This is a genomic window from Burkholderia puraquae (assembly GCF_002099195.1).
Classification (GTDB): Bacteria; Pseudomonadota; Gammaproteobacteria; order Burkholderiales; family Burkholderiaceae; genus Burkholderia; species Burkholderia puraquae.
In genome coordinates, this window is sequence record NZ_NBYX01000005.1 from 125,541 (window position 1) to 143,919 (window position 18,379).

Annotated in this window: 17 protein-coding genes; 6 read left to right on the plus strand and 11 right to left on the minus strand. The window is 62.2% G+C overall.

What is annotated here, in order from left to right; translation table 11 throughout:
- Window positions 1–6: 6 nt before the first annotated feature.
- The 11 genes from B7G54_RS11985 to B7G54_RS12030 all read right to left on the minus strand — a co-directional run bounded on the left by B7G54_RS11985 (window position 7) and on the right by B7G54_RS12030 (window position 11,351).
- Entirely contained in the window at window positions 7–1,719 is a 1,713-nt protein-coding gene (locus B7G54_RS11985; RefSeq protein WP_133059157.1) for a hypothetical protein, read from the minus strand.
- Between the two features lie 58 nt (window positions 1,720–1,777).
- Window positions 1,778–2,518 (minus strand): hypothetical protein, encoded by a 741-nt coding sequence (locus B7G54_RS38565; protein ID WP_133059158.1) that lies wholly within the window; start codon window positions 2,516–2,518, stop codon window positions 1,778–1,780.
- 12 nt (window positions 2,519–2,530) lie between these two features.
- Window positions 2,531–2,842 carry a hypothetical protein gene (locus tag B7G54_RS11990; protein ID WP_085039301.1) on the minus strand — a complete coding sequence of 104 codons (312 nt, stop codon included), beginning with the start codon at window positions 2,840–2,842 and terminating at the stop codon, window positions 2,531–2,533.
- A gap of 11 nt (window positions 2,843–2,853) precedes the next feature.
- Window positions 2,854–4,392, minus strand: coding sequence for a hypothetical protein (locus tag B7G54_RS11995; RefSeq protein ID WP_133059159.1), 1,539 nt, complete (start codon window positions 4,390–4,392; stop codon window positions 2,854–2,856).
- Window positions 4,385–4,792 carry a terminase small subunit gene (locus tag B7G54_RS12000; protein ID WP_133059160.1) on the minus strand — a complete coding sequence of 136 codons (408 nt, stop codon included), beginning with the start codon at window positions 4,790–4,792 and terminating at the stop codon, window positions 4,385–4,387. The genes B7G54_RS11995 and B7G54_RS12000 overlap by 8 nt, the downstream gene beginning before the upstream one ends.
- A 169-nt stretch (window positions 4,793–4,961) precedes the next feature.
- On the minus strand, window positions 4,962–5,570 hold the full coding sequence (locus B7G54_RS12005) for a hypothetical protein (protein WP_085039304.1): 609 nt from the start codon (window positions 5,568–5,570) through the stop codon (window positions 4,962–4,964).
- Complete coding sequence (locus tag B7G54_RS12010) at window positions 5,570–6,169, minus strand: hypothetical protein (RefSeq protein WP_085039305.1); 600 nt, start codon at window positions 6,167–6,169, stop codon at window positions 5,570–5,572. The genes B7G54_RS12005 and B7G54_RS12010 overlap by 1 nt, the downstream gene beginning before the upstream one ends.
- A gap of 939 nt (window positions 6,170–7,108) precedes the next feature.
- Entirely contained in the window at window positions 7,109–9,052 is a 1,944-nt protein-coding gene (locus B7G54_RS12015; protein ID WP_085039306.1) for an AAA family ATPase, read from the minus strand.
- Window positions 9,049–9,489 carry a hypothetical protein gene (locus B7G54_RS12020; RefSeq protein WP_133059161.1) on the minus strand — a complete coding sequence of 147 codons (441 nt, stop codon included), beginning with the start codon at window positions 9,487–9,489 and terminating at the stop codon, window positions 9,049–9,051. The genes B7G54_RS12015 and B7G54_RS12020 overlap by 4 nt, the downstream gene beginning before the upstream one ends.
- Window position 9,490: 1 nt before the next feature.
- Complete coding sequence (locus tag B7G54_RS12025; protein ID WP_085039308.1) at window positions 9,491–9,751, minus strand: helix-turn-helix transcriptional regulator; 261 nt, start codon at window positions 9,749–9,751, stop codon at window positions 9,491–9,493.
- Between the two features lie 289 nt (window positions 9,752–10,040).
- Window positions 10,041–11,351, minus strand: a complete 1,311-nt coding sequence (locus tag B7G54_RS12030; RefSeq protein ID WP_085039309.1) for a tyrosine-type recombinase/integrase — start codon at window positions 11,349–11,351, stop codon at window positions 10,041–10,043.
- 247 nt (window positions 11,352–11,598) lie between these two features.
- Between B7G54_RS12030 and B7G54_RS38570 the strand changes: the two genes are divergently transcribed.
- The 6 genes from B7G54_RS38570 (at window position 11,599) to cyoD (ending at window position 18,309) form a co-directional block, all read left to right on the plus strand.
- Window positions 11,599–12,210 (plus strand): hypothetical protein, encoded by a 612-nt coding sequence (locus tag B7G54_RS38570; protein WP_133059162.1) that lies wholly within the window; start codon window positions 11,599–11,601, stop codon window positions 12,208–12,210.
- Between the two features lie 460 nt (window positions 12,211–12,670).
- Window positions 12,671–14,200, plus strand: a complete 1,530-nt coding sequence (locus B7G54_RS12040; RefSeq protein WP_085039311.1) for a complex I subunit 4 family protein — start codon at window positions 12,671–12,673, stop codon at window positions 14,198–14,200.
- Between the two features lie 270 nt (window positions 14,201–14,470).
- The gene (gene cyoA / locus B7G54_RS12045) at window positions 14,471–15,358 is read left to right on the plus strand and encodes a ubiquinol oxidase subunit II (protein ID WP_085039312.1); all 888 of its coding nucleotides are present in this window, start codon (window positions 14,471–14,473) and stop codon (window positions 15,356–15,358) included.
- A gap of 3 nt (window positions 15,359–15,361) precedes the next feature.
- Window positions 15,362–17,368, plus strand: a complete 2,007-nt coding sequence (gene cyoB / locus B7G54_RS12050) for a cytochrome o ubiquinol oxidase subunit I (RefSeq protein WP_085039313.1) — start codon at window positions 15,362–15,364, stop codon at window positions 17,366–17,368.
- On the plus strand, window positions 17,368–17,976 hold the full coding sequence (gene cyoC / locus B7G54_RS12055; RefSeq protein WP_085039314.1) for a cytochrome o ubiquinol oxidase subunit III: 609 nt from the start codon (window positions 17,368–17,370) through the stop codon (window positions 17,974–17,976). The genes cyoB and cyoC overlap by 1 nt, the downstream gene beginning before the upstream one ends.
- Window positions 17,977–18,309: a cytochrome o ubiquinol oxidase subunit IV gene (gene cyoD / locus B7G54_RS12060; RefSeq protein ID WP_011352504.1), complete on the plus strand. Its 333-nt coding sequence runs from the start codon at window positions 17,977–17,979 to the stop codon at window positions 18,307–18,309.
- Window positions 18,310–18,379: the final 70 nt, after the last annotated feature.

An 18,379-nucleotide genomic window follows, 5' to 3' on the forward strand; every position in this document is an offset into this window, starting at 1 on the left:
TCCCTGTCAATTAGGGCACACAACAGAACGGAATCCGGCACCGCCGCTATTGGCCGCGCCTACCTGAAGCTGCCGCAACCCAACGCCCGGCATGTACACGCTCACGCTTTGGCTGCCGGGTGTAGTAAGGACGCTGAAGGCCTGCGCCGTAAGGGCGTTGTCGACTATCGCCACGGCTTGGTTCCCGAACTGAAGAACGGGGCCGCCGGTGCTGGTAACGCTCTGGACCGTTCCCGCCGATCCGATAGTCCCGCTAGCGCCCCCACCGAAAGCAAGCGCCGAGTTAGGGGGAAGATCGATGGCCGGCCCGGAGAAATTGCCCGCGCGAAAATCAATGCCTCGAGCCAAGGGCACGCTACCCGTAGACCCCGCGAGACGAATCAAATCGACAGCGGTGGGCGCCATGCCGGTCGGGTTGCTGTCGTCCCCGAACTGGATGCCGTTCTGCCACCCGGCGCCGCCTACTTGCTTGACGATGTATAGCCCCGCGCTGATCACGGACGCGTCCGCGGTGCTCGTGGAAACGTCGACGATCTGAATGCCTGTCTTGCGCACCACCGATCGTTGCGCGTCGGTATTTGCTTCGAAGCCGACCATTTCGGCCGTGGCGGCTGCGGCAGCGAGAACTTGCGCATAAGCATTCATCCCCGATACGTTTCCGGATCCGCTCTGCAGAAACCCGAACCCGCACGAACCGACTAGGAATTCGCCGGTGTTGGCCCCGCTGCTGGTGATCTGCGCGGTGAACGCTTGCCGGTGCCCGTTACCATTCGTACGCGTGTGGTTGACCACAACGCCGTCCACAAACACCCCAGCGCCCGGCGACAAGCTTTCGGTGAAATCGGTCTGGAACACCGGGATCGTGCCGGCACCGGAATGCACCATGTGATACGTGGCGGTCGTGTCGCTCCACGGGAGCAACCTTCCGTCGACGATCTGTGAATCCCCCACGGACTTTGTGGCAGGCGCGAATATGGAAAGCGTCGTGCCGCCAATGCACCACACGCGGCCGGCAGGAATCGCCGCATTGAATTGCAGCTGCGTGCCATTGCTGATCAGGCTATACGTGGCCGGGTCTTGCGCCACGCCATCCATCACCACCGTGCCGAGATTCCCCTTGGAGCCGTACCCCCGGGACAGCGTAACCGTCGTGGAAGAATTGATTGTGTAATCGACGCCAGCGGTCCATGACTCGTTGCGAAGATCGCCCGCGCCCACGGACGCGGGCAGCGGAATATACGTGAGGTTGCCGTTCGAATCGAAGCCCAGCATCAGCCCCGCGCGCTGGGCCGCCGGCAGCAGTGTGGGCGGCAGCGGTTCGTATGTCGGGAACGTGATGGCGTGCCCGGCGATCTCGTTCAGCTGCTGCAACTCCATCGTCAGCTGATCAAGCGCCTGCTCGTGCGTTGCTGCGGGAAACGGATCATTCGGGACGTAGTGCACCAGCTGCGTGAATGGCACGTTACGCAGGATGGTGAGCGTCTGCGTGGCGGTCGGCGCGACCGTCGTGCTGATTGATCCGCCGCCGACCACGCCCGCTCCGGTCGCCGTGTAATCGGAGTTGAGCACGAGCATCGCCGTGGTCGGCGGCGTCGTGCTGGTGTCGGTGCGCAGCACCTTGATGTGCGTGTTATCCAGGAAGTAGAACGGCACTGGGAATAGCGTAGTAGCGCCGTTGCCGCGGTAGTCTGCCCGCGCGATTGAAGACTGGACTGTCATATCGTGTCCTATACGTGCTGCGGGCCTTATCCATTGGGGGCTCCAGGTTGAGAGAAAACTATCGTTGCGATGAGTTCGGTTGGAGTGCTTTTCCAACCGTAGTTGCCGTCCCTACAGTTGCTGCGCTTTGTGCAAGCGATCGTACGGCAGGCGCTGATTGCGCTAACGCACTTCCAACGGCTCCAGTAGCAGCGCCGGCGGCAGCACCTGTTATGTAGGACTTCAGAGTTTCGCCAAGAATGGGTTCAAACCGATCCCAAAAATCAGAAGGTGACTTAAAGTCGCCTTTCACATAAGCATCCATTAAGGTCATGCGCAATGCTGTAGGCAGGGCGAATGCTCCAGCCATAGCTGTAACCGCCGCACCAGGGCCGGTTTCCGAACCACCCAGGGCACCGCCCGCGGCACCTACCATAGCAGCCGGCGCGTCGCCGGCGAACTGCGCGACGTTGGCTGCAAAGCGCTTATACCAAGGCTGGCCGGGTTGCATCGAAACATCCGGCGCCTTGCCGCGGGATATAAGCCCCGTGACAGAGCTTTGCCAGCCCGCGTCAATAGCTTGGCCCACACTCATTTCATTGTTCCGCGTCGACGTCGCTGGCCAGGTGTCTCGCGGGACTCTCACTCCGAAATGAGCCGCGACCTCGTCCGTCGAAAATCCTGCAGAATGCAGTTGCCTCATTTGCTTCGTTTGCCAGTCTTCAATTTCGTCAGAGTTGAATCCTGCGGCTCGAAACTGCTTGATCTGAGCGAGGCCTGACGGAATTTCCTGATCAGGCATGTTGTCTTGGTCACTCATCGCACCCCCCAATTAGCCTATGCCGGCCAACGATGCGTTCACGGACACCCCGACGCCGCTGGTGATGGCCGCACGCACGATGCACGCCGGCAGTACAACCGGCGAAACCGTGAACGGCAGGGTGGTTGTCTTGACAGGCGCATTTCCTGCCAGCGCCCCGACGTCGCACCAAGTCCCGTCCGGATGCTGAATCTGAAGGCTGATCGTTGCGCCGCCGGCGATACCATCTGCCAGAAAAGTGTAGTAGCCGCCGCGGATTGCGACGCCGTTACCGGTGGCCGACAGTCCGTCGCCAAGGTCATAGACTTGTGAATCAGCTCGCACGATGGGACTCCTTAGTCGAAGATGTCGTAATCGGTGGAACGTGCGACGTGCTCGCGATTCTCACGTTCATTCCGGTACGTTTCGCGCGACGGCTCGCCCCAGCGAACACCGACTTTCATCGGGTTGCGCTCGGGTTGACGATCATCACCAAGCAGGGAGTAGTCGACGTCCGCGGCCTGTCGTGTGCGCGGACCCTGCCGGCGTTCTTTGCCGACCGCCAGCTCCGCGCCACCCAGTCCAAGTACGCCGTATTGCAGCGCGTCCTGAATGTGGCTGTACATGTTCTTCGTCGGCGTATCGTGGAATTGTGTGCCGTTGCCCGACTGCACCGGCTGGAAGCAATACTTCCCATTGAACCCGCCGCGCAACGTCTTGCACTTGGGTGACAACTGGAAGCCTGGATATCCGTCCACCGCCTTTTCCAGGAAGAACGTCACGGCCTCCGTGCGCAGCGTGATCTCATTCGTTCGCGCAGGGCGCCACCGCCAAGGTGTGTTGGCGTTCAGGACGTCGAACGCGGTGCGCTCCGTGTCCGTGCTGCGCGCGCTGCCCGCGGGGTCGCCGTATGCGCCAATCACGGTCAGGTGCGAGTAGTGCTGCTTCCAGTATGTGTCGAGCGTCTTGGCGAACCGGCTGATACCCGCGTCGGTCGCCACCAATTCATCGAAGACGACCACGCGGCCGTCTGGCTGCTGCTGAAGGAAGGCCACCGCCGGTGTCAATCCAAAGTCGATCCCGAGCACTACGCCAAGATTCGGCGCCGGCATGATGTCGTTCTGTGGAACGTGGAAGGTGTCCCGGAACGCCGGGTACACCACCTTACCGATCCGCTGCGCAACAAACTGCGCATGCACGAAGCGGCGGCACCAATCCTCGTCGTTGGAGTCGAGCAGGCGCTGGTAATAGCCGCGCGGGAGGTTAACCACGTTCTCCGCGTCGGGCTCCATACCACCGGGCTGGATGAAGAACTCCCACGACTTCGGGCAGCTCATCAGCTTTTCGTGTACCCAGTGGTCGGGGTCGGTCATGTTCGACGTGAGCAGCAAACCCGACCAGTAACACCCGCCGTCGCGCACGCTCGGATAGCGGCCGACACGCCCGAGCGCTGCCTGGATGATCTCGAACGGAACCTCGGATACCTCGTCGAACCACACGCCCGTGAACTCAAACGAGCGCAGCTTCTCCGCATCTTCCGGCCGGTCGAGCGGGAAGAACAGCACCTCGATTTCCAGATCCACCGTGCTGATGTTGTGGACGATCGGTGAGCCCATAGTCACGCGGCCGAAGTCGTGCGGCTGCCATGATTGCCATGTCTTGATTGTCGCGCCCACCAGATCCCGATACGTCGGGCGGATCACCGCCCACCGTGAGCGGCGCTTTCCATCCGGCCCGATCGGTTGCAGGGATGACAACATCAGGATCGTCATTACCGCGGTGGAAGACTTAGCCGAGCCGACGGGGCCCATCAGCACACGCACGTCGGCCATGCTTTCCATGAAAGCGCGGGCTTTCGGGCCAGGGGGCTCAAACGAGACGACGCGGTTATTCATTGTGTGCAATCTCCGCGCGGGGCGCCTGCGGTGTAACTCCGTTGATGACGAACGTCACAGTTCCGGCGCCGGCATTCGGATCCTTGTCCTTCATAAGGCCCGCCAGTCTCATGCGCAGCTCAGTCACTCTAGCGAGTGCCGTTGCGTTCTTCGTCTGCACCGCAAACGCGGCCGCCGTTGCGAGTTCCTTCATCGCTGCATCGAAGTCGTAACCGGCCTTCTCGCGCAGTTCGGCGCGGCGTCGCTCGAGTTCTGCCACGATCAGCGGATTGCGCGCCAGGTCACTGGCCCGGCTTTCACTGAATCCGGCTTCGCGCGCCGCCACTGGGCCAGACTTGCCCGCGATCCGGCCGTCGATGTATTTCAGATGACGGTCGTTAAGCCTCACAATACGCGGCACGCTTAGCCTCCCACGCGTTCGCTGACACGATCTGCCATCGGGGTCCATACGCTCTTGTGGTGTAGGCCGCAATACGACGACCCCGGAACCGACGGCGCACCGCAAAAAGCCAGCAGGCCAGTACGTTCAAGCCGTCCGCCGTGGAATTGGCAACGTGGGTAGTACCAATTCATGCGCGTCCCCGAGCCTTCGCCAAGTTGAAGATCGTCGTGATGAGCCACGGGTTGGAACCGAGCCCGCTTACCTCGAGCATGTCATGGAGGTTCGGATTGGCCTTCGCCATGCGTTGCACTTCCTGCTGCGCCACCTTCAGATTCGTGTCGTAGTCGTTCGCCCACTGGCGCTGAAGCAGGAGCTCCGCCTGCTGTGTCGCTACGTTGCGTTGTTCGGCGGTGGGAGGGTTCGCAGCAGCGGCATTCCACAAGCGGCCGATCTCGTTGCCGATACTGGCCGGCACGCCTTCGCTGACGAACAACTGGCGGACCGCCATGTCCTGCGCCTGGTCAACCTGAACGTTGGACTCGACGGCGCCGAAGTTGTACGCCGCAGCGTTGCCGGGACCGGTGAACACTGCAGCGTCGATCGGGTCGACGCTCGGTGGCGGGGCGGCGGACTTGGGCGCGGTGACGGGCGGATCGAAACTCTGATCAGGGCCGGCCGCCGCATCCGCGGCCAGCATCGCATCCGCTTGCTCACGCGTCCACACGCCGCGGTCAACAAGCGCCGATGCCATCGTCTGCTCGGCGCTTTCCGTGCCAGTCGTTTGGATGTCGTCCATCACGCGGCTCCCAGAGTCGTCTGCAGCCACGCACCGATGCGTTTTGCCTTCACATCCAGCCCCTCAACAAGGCGCGGTTCCGGAACCAGCGTTGCCCACGAACAGCCAAGGCGCGCGAGCTCGGTTCGCACGTCGCCTGCGAGCTGCGCCTCACCCAAGTGCGCCGCCTCCAGGTCGATGCGCGCGGTACCGTCGAGTGCTACGTGTAGGTCGGTGTTCGCCTTCATGAGTTCCCGGTACGCGTCCGCAAGCACAGCCGCCGCAGCAGCAACCGTGACCATCTTGTCGGCCCGAATCGCAGCAAGGCGCGCTGCGTCCTTCCTGCGGCTTTTCAGCGCTGCGGCCTGGGCAGTGGCCACCGCTTCGCCGTGACGCTGCTGCGCGACAGCAAGCGCGCCGCGTAATGCGTCCGCACGTTCTCGAGCGTCGCCGGCCTCACGCAGCAAGGCAGCGACCCGAGGCGAGCCAACGCCGTCCTCCAGCAGAGCTTCGGCATAGGCGCCTCGCGCTGCCGTGGCGGCCTGCTCGGCAACCTGCTGCTCGTGAGACAGCGCAGCGATTGTCTGCTCGAGCCTTTCCGGGGTTTGCTTTCCGAACATCGGCGGTTTCCTTGGTTGTTACGATTTTCGTAACACATTGAAAATAAACAACTTTCACTGGATTCATTATGCCGATTTGCAGCCCCGTAAACAAGAAAAATTTTGGAGTACTTGACAAAATTTTTTCGCCGTCAGGATGAAATCTAAAATCGCGCGGGGACTTGCCCCCGACGATGCACGCGGCCGGCCGAATTCTGGCCCCGCCCCACCGCCCATCCCCCTGTCGGCTTTCGGGTCCCATCTACGCCCGCTGGCATGCCCCAGCGTCGAAGGTGCGGCGGGCGGCGCGCCCTTGCAACCCGAACGGGCAGAGCGTTTGATTAAGCATCAGAGAGCCGTAGGCTGGACAGGCTTGTGCGTCAACGCTGCGGTCAGGGCAGGGCGCTCGCTGGTCGCACACTGGTCGCGTTCGGCGCATCGATGTGTGGGTACAGGTGCAGGTAACAAAGCCAGCGGCGCGGCGCGCTTTGCCGATCGGCCACCGCTTGTGGAAGGCTGTTCCGTCGTACCGGCCTAGAACGATGCGCAGGCCGCCTCGCGCACGGGGCGTGCTTTGCGGGCGCAATGCCAGCCTCTACCACGTTGGGCGGCAGGATGCCCGGCGAAGCGCCCGGGTGGGTCGTACCAGATTGGCGGGCAAGTTGGGCAACACGACACACACACTCTCTCTAACCCTTGTGTGGTGGTGTGTTTACGTGTTGCCCATGGCTGTCATGGGGGTGGGCAAGTTCACGGGCAACACGAAAACGAAGGGCAACACGTGGTCGTCAACTTGCCCACGGTTCGCCGATCGGGTTGCCCAGGATGGTCAACACGTGGGTATCAATACCAGCAAGGGTTTGCGGTCAACTTGCCCAACTTGCCCATGTGTCGGGCGTATGGGTGCCGCGACCGTGAAAAAGCCGCCCGAAGGCGGCCTATGAAACTACGCATCGGTAATCAGTTGAAGATGTCGCCGGCTGTTTTTGCCCTGGCTAACTCAGCTGTTGAGCCCGGCAAAATCCACATCCATTCACCGTTTTTCGAACCTTCAGCCTTCTTTGTGAGGACGCCCAGCGCTTCACGTGCACGGCGCAGCGTCTTATCGCTGATACCCGCATCTTTCGCGGCTGACTGCACTTCCTTGCCGGGCTTCGGCCCGTCCTGCAGTTGCTCGTGAATGAATCGCGCTGCCCGACTCACGGCAGTGTCTGTGTCGCGTGTTTTCTTTTTCTCGAGTGCTTCATCTGCGCTGCGTTCTTCGGTGCGTTCTTGCCACACTGCCTTCGACGTGGCGATGCCGCTGCCGAGTGTCACGCCTTCGACTGTGAAGAAAAACGACGTGCGATCGTCGCCAACATTGTTCTTGGCAGGGCTCATTGTGCGCAGCGTGTCATCGTCCGAATCACGCGCCACGATGTAGACGGCGCGCGCTTGCGCCGCAAACGCACCGGAGCCGGTCACGCGGCTCAGTGCATTCGATTCGGATGATTTGTTCAAGTGGCTGATGGACAACAGGGCGGCGCGGCGCGACTCGGCCAGCTTCGAGATCATGGACAGCGCGGCCCGTACCTCGGCGTTCTTGTGGCTGTCCGTTTCGCCCATGAAGGCGCTGATCGGATCGACGATGATCAGCCGCAAGTCCGCGAGCTTGTCGGCCAATTCGCCGAGCAGTGGGACATCACTCGTCAGGTCGAAGGCGCGCATCCCATCCTGTCCGTTTTTCAGCTTCGCGGGCACGCCGTCGAGCACGTAGACGCGATTCAGATCGGCGCCGGCGGCTTCCAGGCGCGGCCGAATGGTGTCCGCGACGTCATCCTCCATCGTGAGCATCACTACGTCACCCTGCAGGCATTTCGAGCCGTCAGGCAGCGTGCCCCCCACGCTCACTGCCGCAGCCAGATAGATCGACAGCTGTGACTTGCCGAGCCCGGGCTGCCCGGCGATGATGCTGTGCTTGCCGAGCGCGAATACGCTGGGCCACAGCCATTCAATAGGGCGTGCCTGCACATCCGCCACGCGCGTCACGTAGAGGGGCGGCATGGTCGGTTTCGTCGGCTGTTCGACTTTCTCGAACACGGCTTCGGCCGCCATGCTGCCCGGCTGCTCCTGACCGTACTTGAACGCATGCGCCACCTTGGCCGACAGTTCATCGGTGTCCCACGGTGGATTGCAGCGTTCGTTCCAGTGCTCAAGCATCAGCTCTACCGCCTGCTGCTGTGTCGCGCCGAAGTCCTTCAATTTGGCCGCCACCTTGTAGGTTATGGTGTCGCCGCCTTCGCCCTCGGTTGCCACGGGGGCCGTCGCCAAGTAAGTAATGGCGCGCTGCTGCGCGCGATCGGCGTCGACTCCGGGCAGTGGCGTGCGATCGGCGGGCGCCGCTTCGGCGGCTGTCCCGGCGCTGCGTACGAGCCGATACAGCCACTCCGGCGCGCGCTGAATACGCTTGTGCGGGTCGACGAAGTGATAGGTGTAGTCGTCGACGGTCGAACCCGGCGCCACGATATAGCCATTGTGCCCGCGCACGTCGATGTGGTTGCCGACCTTCGATACCGAGCTGCCAACTGGGCCTGCTGCGTAGAAGATCATGTGCCGGCCGCGGCGCGTCTTGTTTTCGAGCGTTGCGGGCAGGGGCTTATTGGTCGCGACGAGATCAGCGAGCGCGGCTTCACCTTCAGGCCCATCAATATCGAGCACGAAGATGCTCGTGTCGTTGCACACATCGCACCGGATCCCGATATTGAAATTGTCCGTGCTGAACGCCTGGCGGATGAGGTGCGCGTCACGTGTTGCGTCCTTGAATCCGTTACTTCCGTACGGCGGTTTCTTGGACCCGGGTGCGAGCGGAAACACGTTGAACCCACGATGCTGTGCGAGGGAAAGGGCTTGCTCACGCAGGTTCATTTAGCCCCCTTTACGCCGTCGCGAAATTTCCAGGCGTCGATAGCAACCTCGACCGTAGGCGGGAGGGCGCGCATCCAGTTCCGCGGATCCTGACGTCGACGCGAAATGTGCTCGATATCTTCGTCCGACGAGACGCATGCGAGTTCGTCAAAATCCAGCATCGCATCGACGAGAGGGCGCCAGCCGGCAATCCTGATGTCGAAGCGGTATCGGCCGATGAACAGGTGGAGTTCAGTGCAACCGGCGGGAACGTCACAGGTCGAAACGTCGAGTGCGTCGACCTCCGGCGGCAACCCATAGATCATCCACTGGTGGATGCAACGGCGGATGGATTGCACATCGTCGGTACAACGAATAGAATCTGAATCACCGTAGGTTGTTTTTTGTTGGGGCCGATACGCATTCAGGGCGTGTCGGTCCTTTTTCTTTTCGGTCATGTCACGCCTCCGCATGTTGCGCAGCGAGTGCTCGCTGCGAGCGTTTTACGGAGAAAGGCACTTCGCCGGCGGCAGTGGCCGCGCGATGTTCAGCAATGCGCGCCTCGAGCCAAGCGTCGACTTCAGACTCGATCCAGACGGAACGTGTCTCGAAAAGCTTGACGGGACCGGGGAAGCCGCGGCGCTTCACATAGTCATACAAACACGTCTTGCTGACGCCACCAAGCTTTGCGCGCACTTGCGCAGAAGAGAGCATCTTCATGGAATTCCTTCAAGGTTCGATATTCAGAACCTCGGCGGACGCGAACGGCGGCGGAAATAGAAAACGCCCCGATGCGTGGCCGATGGTCGGCTTCGCTATCGGAGCGTCTTGGGGGCGGCAGGTCAGATATGTCTGGCTGCCTCGCGATAATCTCTGGCGTATGAGATTGATGGCGACCGGCCGCCTTATCCTTCAGCTCGGACAGGCAACGCGAGGCATGAACGCATCTTAGAGCGCACGTTTTAGCCAGGGCAAGGGCTTTTTAAAACGAGTTGCGATTTTCGTAACATCACCCAACTGCACGAATCGCGTGCACGTTGTCCGCCGACGCGGGCGCGTGGCTTTCGCAATATGCGGCCCACTCGTCCATCAAGCGCCGCCGCTTTTCGAAGAGGTCGCCGCGGCGATAGGCGGCTTCCACCTTGTTATCGATCGTGTGCGCGAGTGCCATCTCGCGCAGATCGCGCGGCCAGGCAGTCATCTCCGCCGCCCAATCGCTGAACGTCGAGCGGAAGCCGTGCACGACGATCGGCCGATTGTCCTGCTTCGGGTCGACCCAGATCGGCGGCGGCGGATCCTTCAGCTTTTCGCCGTTCATGCGCTTGATGACCGCCAGCAACGTAGCGTCTGACATCTCTTCGTTTGGCTCGGTGCCTGGGAACACATACGGTCCCTGCTTGTGTCGCGCCAGGTCGCGGACGATCTCAACCGCGCGTGCTGGCAGGGGTACTTTGAACTCCGTGCGCTTCGACTTCTTTCCCTTCATGTGGTCGGCGGGAATCGTCCACACCGCGTGCTCGAGATCGAATTCGTCCCAGGTGGCGGCGCGCAGGGAGCCGCTTCGAACGGCAGTGAGAATCAGCAATTCCAGCGCACGAGCAGCGAGCCCGGGACGCTGGCGCAACGCGACCACGAATTCGTTGATACGGGTGTAGGGCAGGGCCGGCTGCGGCTTCTCTTGCTGGACGTCGGCGGGCGCAGGCAGCACCAGCGCGAGGTGGTTCCTCCATCGTGCCGGATTGTCGCCCTTGCGGTAACCGTGGACTGTGGCGTACCCGAGGATTGTTTCCACCCGACTGCGGACCCGAGATGCCGTCTCGTTGAGCTCCCACCATATCGGCTTCAGCACCTTGAGCACGTGGGGTGTGTCGATGCTCGCGACGGGCAGTTGGCCGATCACGGGGCTGACGTGCGTCGCGAGCGTGTTCTGCCACGCAGTTCCGTTCTTCGGGTTGTCGGCAAGGAATTCGGCTGCACACTGGTCGAAAGTTCGGTCAGCTGCCGCGGCCAGTTCGGCCTGCTTTCTGGCCGCGTCTTTGGCCCGCAGCGGATCGACCCCTTGATCAAGCAGCTTGCGGAGCTCATGGGCCTTGCCGCGGGCTGCCTTGAGCGGCACCTTCGAAAGCGGGCCCAGGCCAACGGTTCGCAGCTTGCCTTTGCCGTCTTTCCCTACGACCGCCCGGTCGCGGTACCGAAACACCCAGGTCTTGGACCAGTCACCATCGGCTTGCTCACGAATCTGCAGGTATAGACCGCCACCATCGCCAAGCAGCCCCGGCTTCGTCGGGGTCTTCGATATTTGCCCTACGGTTAGATTCATCTGACACCCTGGAAACGTACACCTGTACCTATACCCTAGACGCGAATCGATCGGAATTCAATGTTGCTCGAATGAACGATGTTGTTGCGTAACATATTGAAATTAAAGGAATGTATTGCCTTGATCTTGCTTGGTAGCACCGCGGTCGGTCGGACTCCGTCTCCGCCAAAAGCGGTGACAAAGCCCCGCAAGTTCTCGGACTTGCGGGGCTTTTTCTTTTTCGCGCGCGCCGAGCGCTCGAGTCGCGATGCGGCTGGATCTTGTCCGCCGGCGGAATCGGGCGCGTGTTGCCCGGCTCGAGCGGCAACGGTACGCGACACGTCGCATATCGTCCGGCAGCGACTCCAGGTGCTGCTTCTGGCAAGCCTGCATTCCGTTCCGGCTCTCTTCCCTCATCGACCCGTCGACGGACTTATCGACAACCACGCGCGTTACGCACGTCTGCACGGTGACCGGTATGCGACGGTCGACGGTATGCGCGTGGATGGCGAGCGCCAGCAACTCCCTGCACAAGTGCCGCGTGATCATCACGCAGCGCGTCGCGATGGAGCAGGGCGCTTGCTGCTCACGCTTGATCCCGTTCTCCGCCGTCGTGTTCGACCCGCCGCGATGCGGGATTGTCGTGCATGGCTACGATGCGATCGTCGCGATGCCCGCATCGGAGTCGGCGCTGCCCGCTGCAAGCGGGATGATCGACGCGCGCCATATCGTCGATGCAATGACGTTCGCGTCGTCACCGGTCCAATCCGTGCGTGACGGCCGCATCGTCCATTTTCCCGAGCGACACGGCCATGATCGCGCGATGACGATGCGCATAGGGGGCGCGCCGGAGTTATCCGCGGCGCGATCGGGAGCATGAAGCGCGCGAATGGGGCGACCATTCGCTCGACCTGCGTCGAGCGAGGCGGGATGAAATAAAAATGAAAGATATATTGTAAGGTTCAAGGGCCGCGCACTTGCCTTCCCACCGGGCGTCAATCAGCTTGCTCCGACCCTTCGAAATGGTTCGCCGACGCCAAAAATGCGGCACTGCGTCGATTTTTGCGATCTGCGTTGTCGGTCAATACGAAATATTACTCATAAAAATCAGCGATATAGAGCGGCGGCAAAAATCGATGTTCTGCTGCGATGCAGAAAATAATCAATCGCCTTATGCTGGTTAACCCGATCGCGTTTGAGTGGCGTCAAGTTTTCCGCTGATGCCGCTTTACATTTTGCCAACGCTGGCGATTCACGAAATCTATCTGTCGATTTGATTTCGTTCCTTTCGTCTCGCCTGTCCCCGATGCAGTGCGCGACTTCATCAAGGCCTTGTTGACATGCATGATTTCCCCTTCCTGAGCCTGGCCATCTGGGCTCCGATCCTGTTCGGCGCGTGCCTGTTGCGCGCCGGTTCCGACCATCATCCACGTCGAACGCGGCTGATCGCGCTCGTCGGCGCGCTGGTGGGGCTTGCGGCCGTCGTTCCGCTGGTCGCCGGTTTCGACGCGCACTCGGCTGCGATGCAGTTCGTCGAAAGCCGCAACTGGCTGGCGGCGTTCAATTCCGGATGGCGGGTCGGCATCGACGGCGCTTCGCTGTGGCTCGTCGTGCTGACCGCGTTCACGACGCTTGTGGTGGTGGTGGCGTCGTGGGAGTCGGTCACGGTGCGCGTCGCGCAGTACTACGCGTCGTTCCTGATCCTGTCGGGGCTGATGGTCGGCGTGTTCGTCGCACAGGACGGGCTGCTGTTCTTCATCTTCTTCGAGGCGACGCTGATCCCGCTTTACCTGCTGATCGGCACGTGGGGGCGGGAGCGTCGCGTGTACGCGGCCGTGAAGTTCTTCTTCATCTCGTTCGCCGGCTCGCTGTTGCTGCTGATGGCGATGCTGTACCTGTACGCGCAGTCGCATACGTTCGACATGGCCGTGTGGCGCACGCTGCAGCTTGGCTTCGCGCCGCAGTTGCTGGTGTTCCTCGGTTTCTTCGTCGCATTCGCGGTCAAGGTGCCGATGTGGCCGGTCCACACGTGGCTGAGCGACGTCTACACGGACGGCCCGACGGGCGCCGCGCTGATGCTCGCAATGCTCAAGCTCGGCGGCTACGGGTTCCTGCGCTTCGCGCTGCCGGTCACGCCCGATGCGAGCCACTTCTTTGCGCCGGCCGTGATCGCGCTGTCGCTGTTCGCGATCGTCTATGCGAGCCTGATCGCGCTCGCGCAGACCGATCTCGGCAAGCTGCTCGCGTATTCGACGGTCGCGCACATGGGGATCGTCACGCTCGGGCTGTTCCTGTTCAACCGGATCGGCGTCGAAGGCGCGATCGTCCAGCTTGTGTCGTACGGCTTCGTCGCGGGCGCGATGCTGTTGTGCGTGAACGTGCTCGTCGATCGCACGAAGCAGCGCGAGATTGCCGCGTACGGTGGCGTCGCGGGCGTGATGCCGCGCTTCGCGACCTTCACGGTGCTGTTCGCGATGGCCAACGTGGGCTTGCCGGGCACGTCGGGCTTCGTCGGCGAGTTCATGGTCATCATGGGCGCGATTCGCTTCAACTTCTGGATCGGCGCCATCGCGGCGCTGACGTTGATCCTCAGCGCGTCGTACACGCTGTGGATGCTCAAGCGTGTCGTGTTCGGCAAGGTCGCGAGCGAGCGGATCGCGAAGCTCGTCGACCTGAACCGTCGCGAGATCGTGATGTTCGCGTCGCTCGCACTGGTCGTGCTGGCGGTCGGCATCGATCCGAAGCCGTTCACCGACGCGATCGATCCGACCGTCGGAAGGCTGATCGAAGACGCGAGCCATTCGAAGCTGCCGACAGGGGACGGCCCTGCGCAGCCGCAGCCGTCGTACATGGCGTCGACGCACGGCTGATTGCGATACGTCCCGCGAACGGGGCGTATCGCACTGCGGTGCAGTCGTTGCACGCACATCGATCTCGGCCTGGCGCAGGCAGCGCCGGGCCGGCTTCCGGCTGCGTGAAATTGCCCCGCGACAATGTGTCTCACTGCAGATTCTGCAATGATGATTTTCCGCATTAGCTGGTTTTTCATCGCACTCGCGCGACGTATGATTCGGCCACTTTCGTGGATCGAATGCGCATCGGGCATACGCAAACGGATTCAATGACCCTCGGGCTGTGTGATGAAAAGAAAAGCTTCAAAAGGCGGGGCGGCGCTGATGTCGATCGGCGCGGCTTTGAGCCTGTCAGGCTGTAATTTAGATGTACTAAATCCGAAAGGAAGCGTGGGTGCTGCCGAAAAGGCGCTGATCGCGACGTCCACCTGGGCGATGCTGATCGTCGTCGTACCGGTGATCCTGCTCACGCTGTGGTTCGCGTGGCGTTACCGCGCGTCGAACCGCAACGCGACCTACGCGCCGAACTGGTCGCACTCGACCGCGATCGAGGTCGTGATCTGGACGGTGCCGACGCTGATCATCCTGTTCCTCGGCGTGCTCACGTGGAAGACCACGCACGAGCTCGACCCGTACAAGCCGCTCGAGTCGTCGGTGAAGCCGATCGACGTCGAGGTCGTCGCACTCGACTGGAAGTGGCTGTTCATCTATCCGGAACTCGGCATTGCGTCGGTGAACCAGCTTGCGATTCCGGTCGGCACGCCGGTGAACTTCCGCATCACGTCGGATTCGGTGATGAACTCGTTCTTCATCCCGCAGCTTGGCGGCCAGGTCTATGCGATGGCCGGCATGCAGACGCGCCTGCACCTGATCGCCGACGAACCCGGCAACTACGCGGGCACGTCTGCCAACTTCAGCGGCCGCGGCTTCTCCGACATGAAGTTCCGCACGCTCGCCGAGCCGCGCGAACAGTTCGATGCATGGGTGCAGAAGGTGAAGGCGTCGCCGGATCGGCTCGATGCGACCGTGTACGGCACCGTCGCGCAGCCGAGCGAGAAGGCGCCCGTGCGCTACTTCTCGTCGGTCGATCCGCGGCTCTTCCACAACATCATCGCGAAATACAACGATGGCCACGTCCTCGACCTGAAGGACGCCGCCTGCGGCACGAAGGGGTAACGCATGTTCGGCAAACTCACACTATCGGCGATCCCGTTCGATCAGCCCATCATCATGGGGGCAGGCGCCTTCATGGGGCTGGTCGTGCTGGGCATTCTCGCCGCGCTGACGATCACCGGCCGGTGGAAATGGCTGTGGACGGAATGGCTGACCACGGTCGACCACAAGAGACTCGGCGTGATGTACATCATCGTCGCGCTGATCATGCTGCTGCGCGGCTTCGCCGACGCGATCATGATGCGCATGCAGCTCGCGCTCGCGTACAACGGGCCCGGCTACCTGCCGCCGCACCACTATGACCAGGTCTTCACGGCACACGGCGTGATCATGATCTTCTTCATGGCGATGGTGTTCATGGTCGGCCTGATGAACCTGATCGTGCCGCTGCAGATCGGCGCGCGCGACGTCGCGTTCCCGTTCATCAACTCGCTGTCGTTCTGGATGACGGCTGTCAGCGCGATCCTGATCAACGTGTCGCTCGTGATCGGCGAATTCGCACAGACGGGCTGGCTTGCCTATCCGCCACTATCGGAGCTGCAGTTCAGTCCGGGCGTGGGGGTCGACTACTACCTGTGGGCGCTGCAGATCTCGGGCGTCGGCACGCTGCTGACCGGCGTGAACTTCTTCGTGACGATCATCAAGATGCGCGCACCGGGCATGACGCTGATGAAGATGCCGGTGTTCACGTGGACGGCCCTCTGCACGAACGTGCTGATCATGGCGTCGTTCCCGATCCTGACCGCGACGCTCGCGCTGCTCGGCCTCGACCGTTACCTCGGCATGCACTTCTTCACGAACGAGGCCGGCGGCAACGCGATGCTGTACCTGAACCTGATCTGGGCGTGGGGTCACCCGGAGGTGTACATCCTGATCCTGCCGGCGTTCGGCATTTTCTCGGAAGTCATCGCGACGTTCGCGAAGAAGCCGCTGTTCGGCTACAAGACGATGGTGTACGCGACCTGCGCGATCATGGTGCTGTCGTTCCTCGTGTGGCTGCACCACTTCTTCACGATGGGCTCGGGTGCGAACGTGAACGCGTTCTTCGGCATCATGACGATGATCATCGCGATCCCGACCGGCGTGAAGGTGTTCAACTGGCTGTTCACGATGTACCGCGGCCGGATCGAATTCACGACGCCCGTGCTGTGGACGATCGGCTTCATGGTCACGTTCACGCTCGGCGGCATGACCGGCGTGATGATGGCGATTCCCGGCGCGGACTTCGTGCTGCACAACAGCCTGTTCCTGATCGCGCACTTCCACAACGTGATCATCGGCGGCGTACTGTTCGGCTATCTCGCGGGCTTCAACTACTGGTTCCCGAAGGCATTCGGCTTCAAGCTGAACGAGAAGCTCGGCAAGGCTGCGTTCTGGTTCTGGCAGGTCGGCTTCTACGTTGCGTTCGTGCCGCTCTACGTGCTCGGCTTCATGGGCATGACGCGCCGGCTCAACCACTACGACAACCCGGCCTGGCATCCGTGGCTGCTGGTCGCCGCGTTCGGCGCCGTGCTGATCGCGGCCGGCATTGCGTGCCAGTTGCTGCAACTGGTGGTCAGCATCCGCAATCGCAACCTGCCCGAGTACCGCGACACGACGGGCGATCCGTGGGGCGGCCGCACGCTGGAGTGGGCGACCTCGTCGCCGCCGGCCGACTACAACTTCGCGGTGATCCCGCAGGTGCGCACGCTCGACGCGTATGCGGACATGAAGGCACACGGCGAAGGCCGGCCCAACCCGGCGGCGATCCGCGACATCCACATGCCGTCGAATACCTGTGCGGGCCTTGTGGTCGCGATCTTCAGCCTGGTGCTCGGCTTCGCGCTGGTGTGGCACATCTGGTGGATGGCGATCGGCGGGCTCATCGGGATCGTGGCGACGCTCGTGATCTACAGCTCGCGCGATAACGACGGCTATTACATCCCCGCGTCGACGGTGCGGAAGATCGAGGACAAGCAGCCGACGCAGCGCGTGGCCGCGCGCGTCGACGACGTGGAACTGGAGGCCAACTGATGTTGCAGAAAACCTTGAGTGCAACCCTGCTCGAGCACGACGACCATCCGCCGTCGCATTCGGTGTTCGGGTTCTGGCTGTACCTGATGACCGACTGCGTGATCTTCGCGGCGCTGTTCGCGACGTTCGCGGTGCTCGGCCAGCAGTATGCGGGCGGCCAGACCGCGAAGGAACTGTTCGACATTCCGGGCGTCGCGGTGGAAACCGCTGCGCTGCTGCTGTCGAGCATCACGTACGGTTTCGCGATGCTCGCCGCCTACAAGCAGCGGCGCGGCGCGCTGCTCGCGTGGCTCGCGGTGACGTTCGTGCTCGGCGCGGCGTTTCTCGTGATGGAACTGCGCGAGTTCTCGCACCTGATCGCGGAAGGCGCGGGCCCGCAGCGCAGCGCGTTCCTGTCGGCGTTCTTCACGCTGGTCGGCACGCACGGGCTGCACGTGACGGCCGGCCTGCTGTGGATGATCGTGCTCGCCGGGCAGATCGTGTTCCGCGGCGGCGACCTGACCGATCGCGACCTGCGGCGCCTGACGTGCCTGAGCCTCTTCTGGCACTTCCTCGACATCGTGTGGATCTGCGTGTTTTCCTTTGTCTATCTCGCGAGCGTGATCTAAATGGCCCATTCGCATTCGTCTCAACTCGAAGAAGGGCACGGCAGTGTCGGCGGCTACGTCGCCGGTTTCATCCTGTCGGTGCTGCTCACGGCCGCGTCGTTCGGCCTCGTGATGGGTGGCGTGCTGTCGCCGCACGCGTCGCTGATCGCGCTTGCCGTGCTCGCGTTCGTGCAGATCGTCGTGCACCTCGTGTACTTCCTGCACATGAACGGCTCGTCGGGCCAGCGCTGGAACGTGATGGCGTTCAGCTACACGGTGCTGACCGCAGCGATCCTGATCGTCGGCACGCTGTGGGTGATGCACAACGTCAGCATGAACATGATGTCGCGCTGAGCGGCATCGCGGCGCAGTGGTCGGTATCCATGCGCTTTCATGCACGAAAGGCGGCACGCGAGTGCCGCCT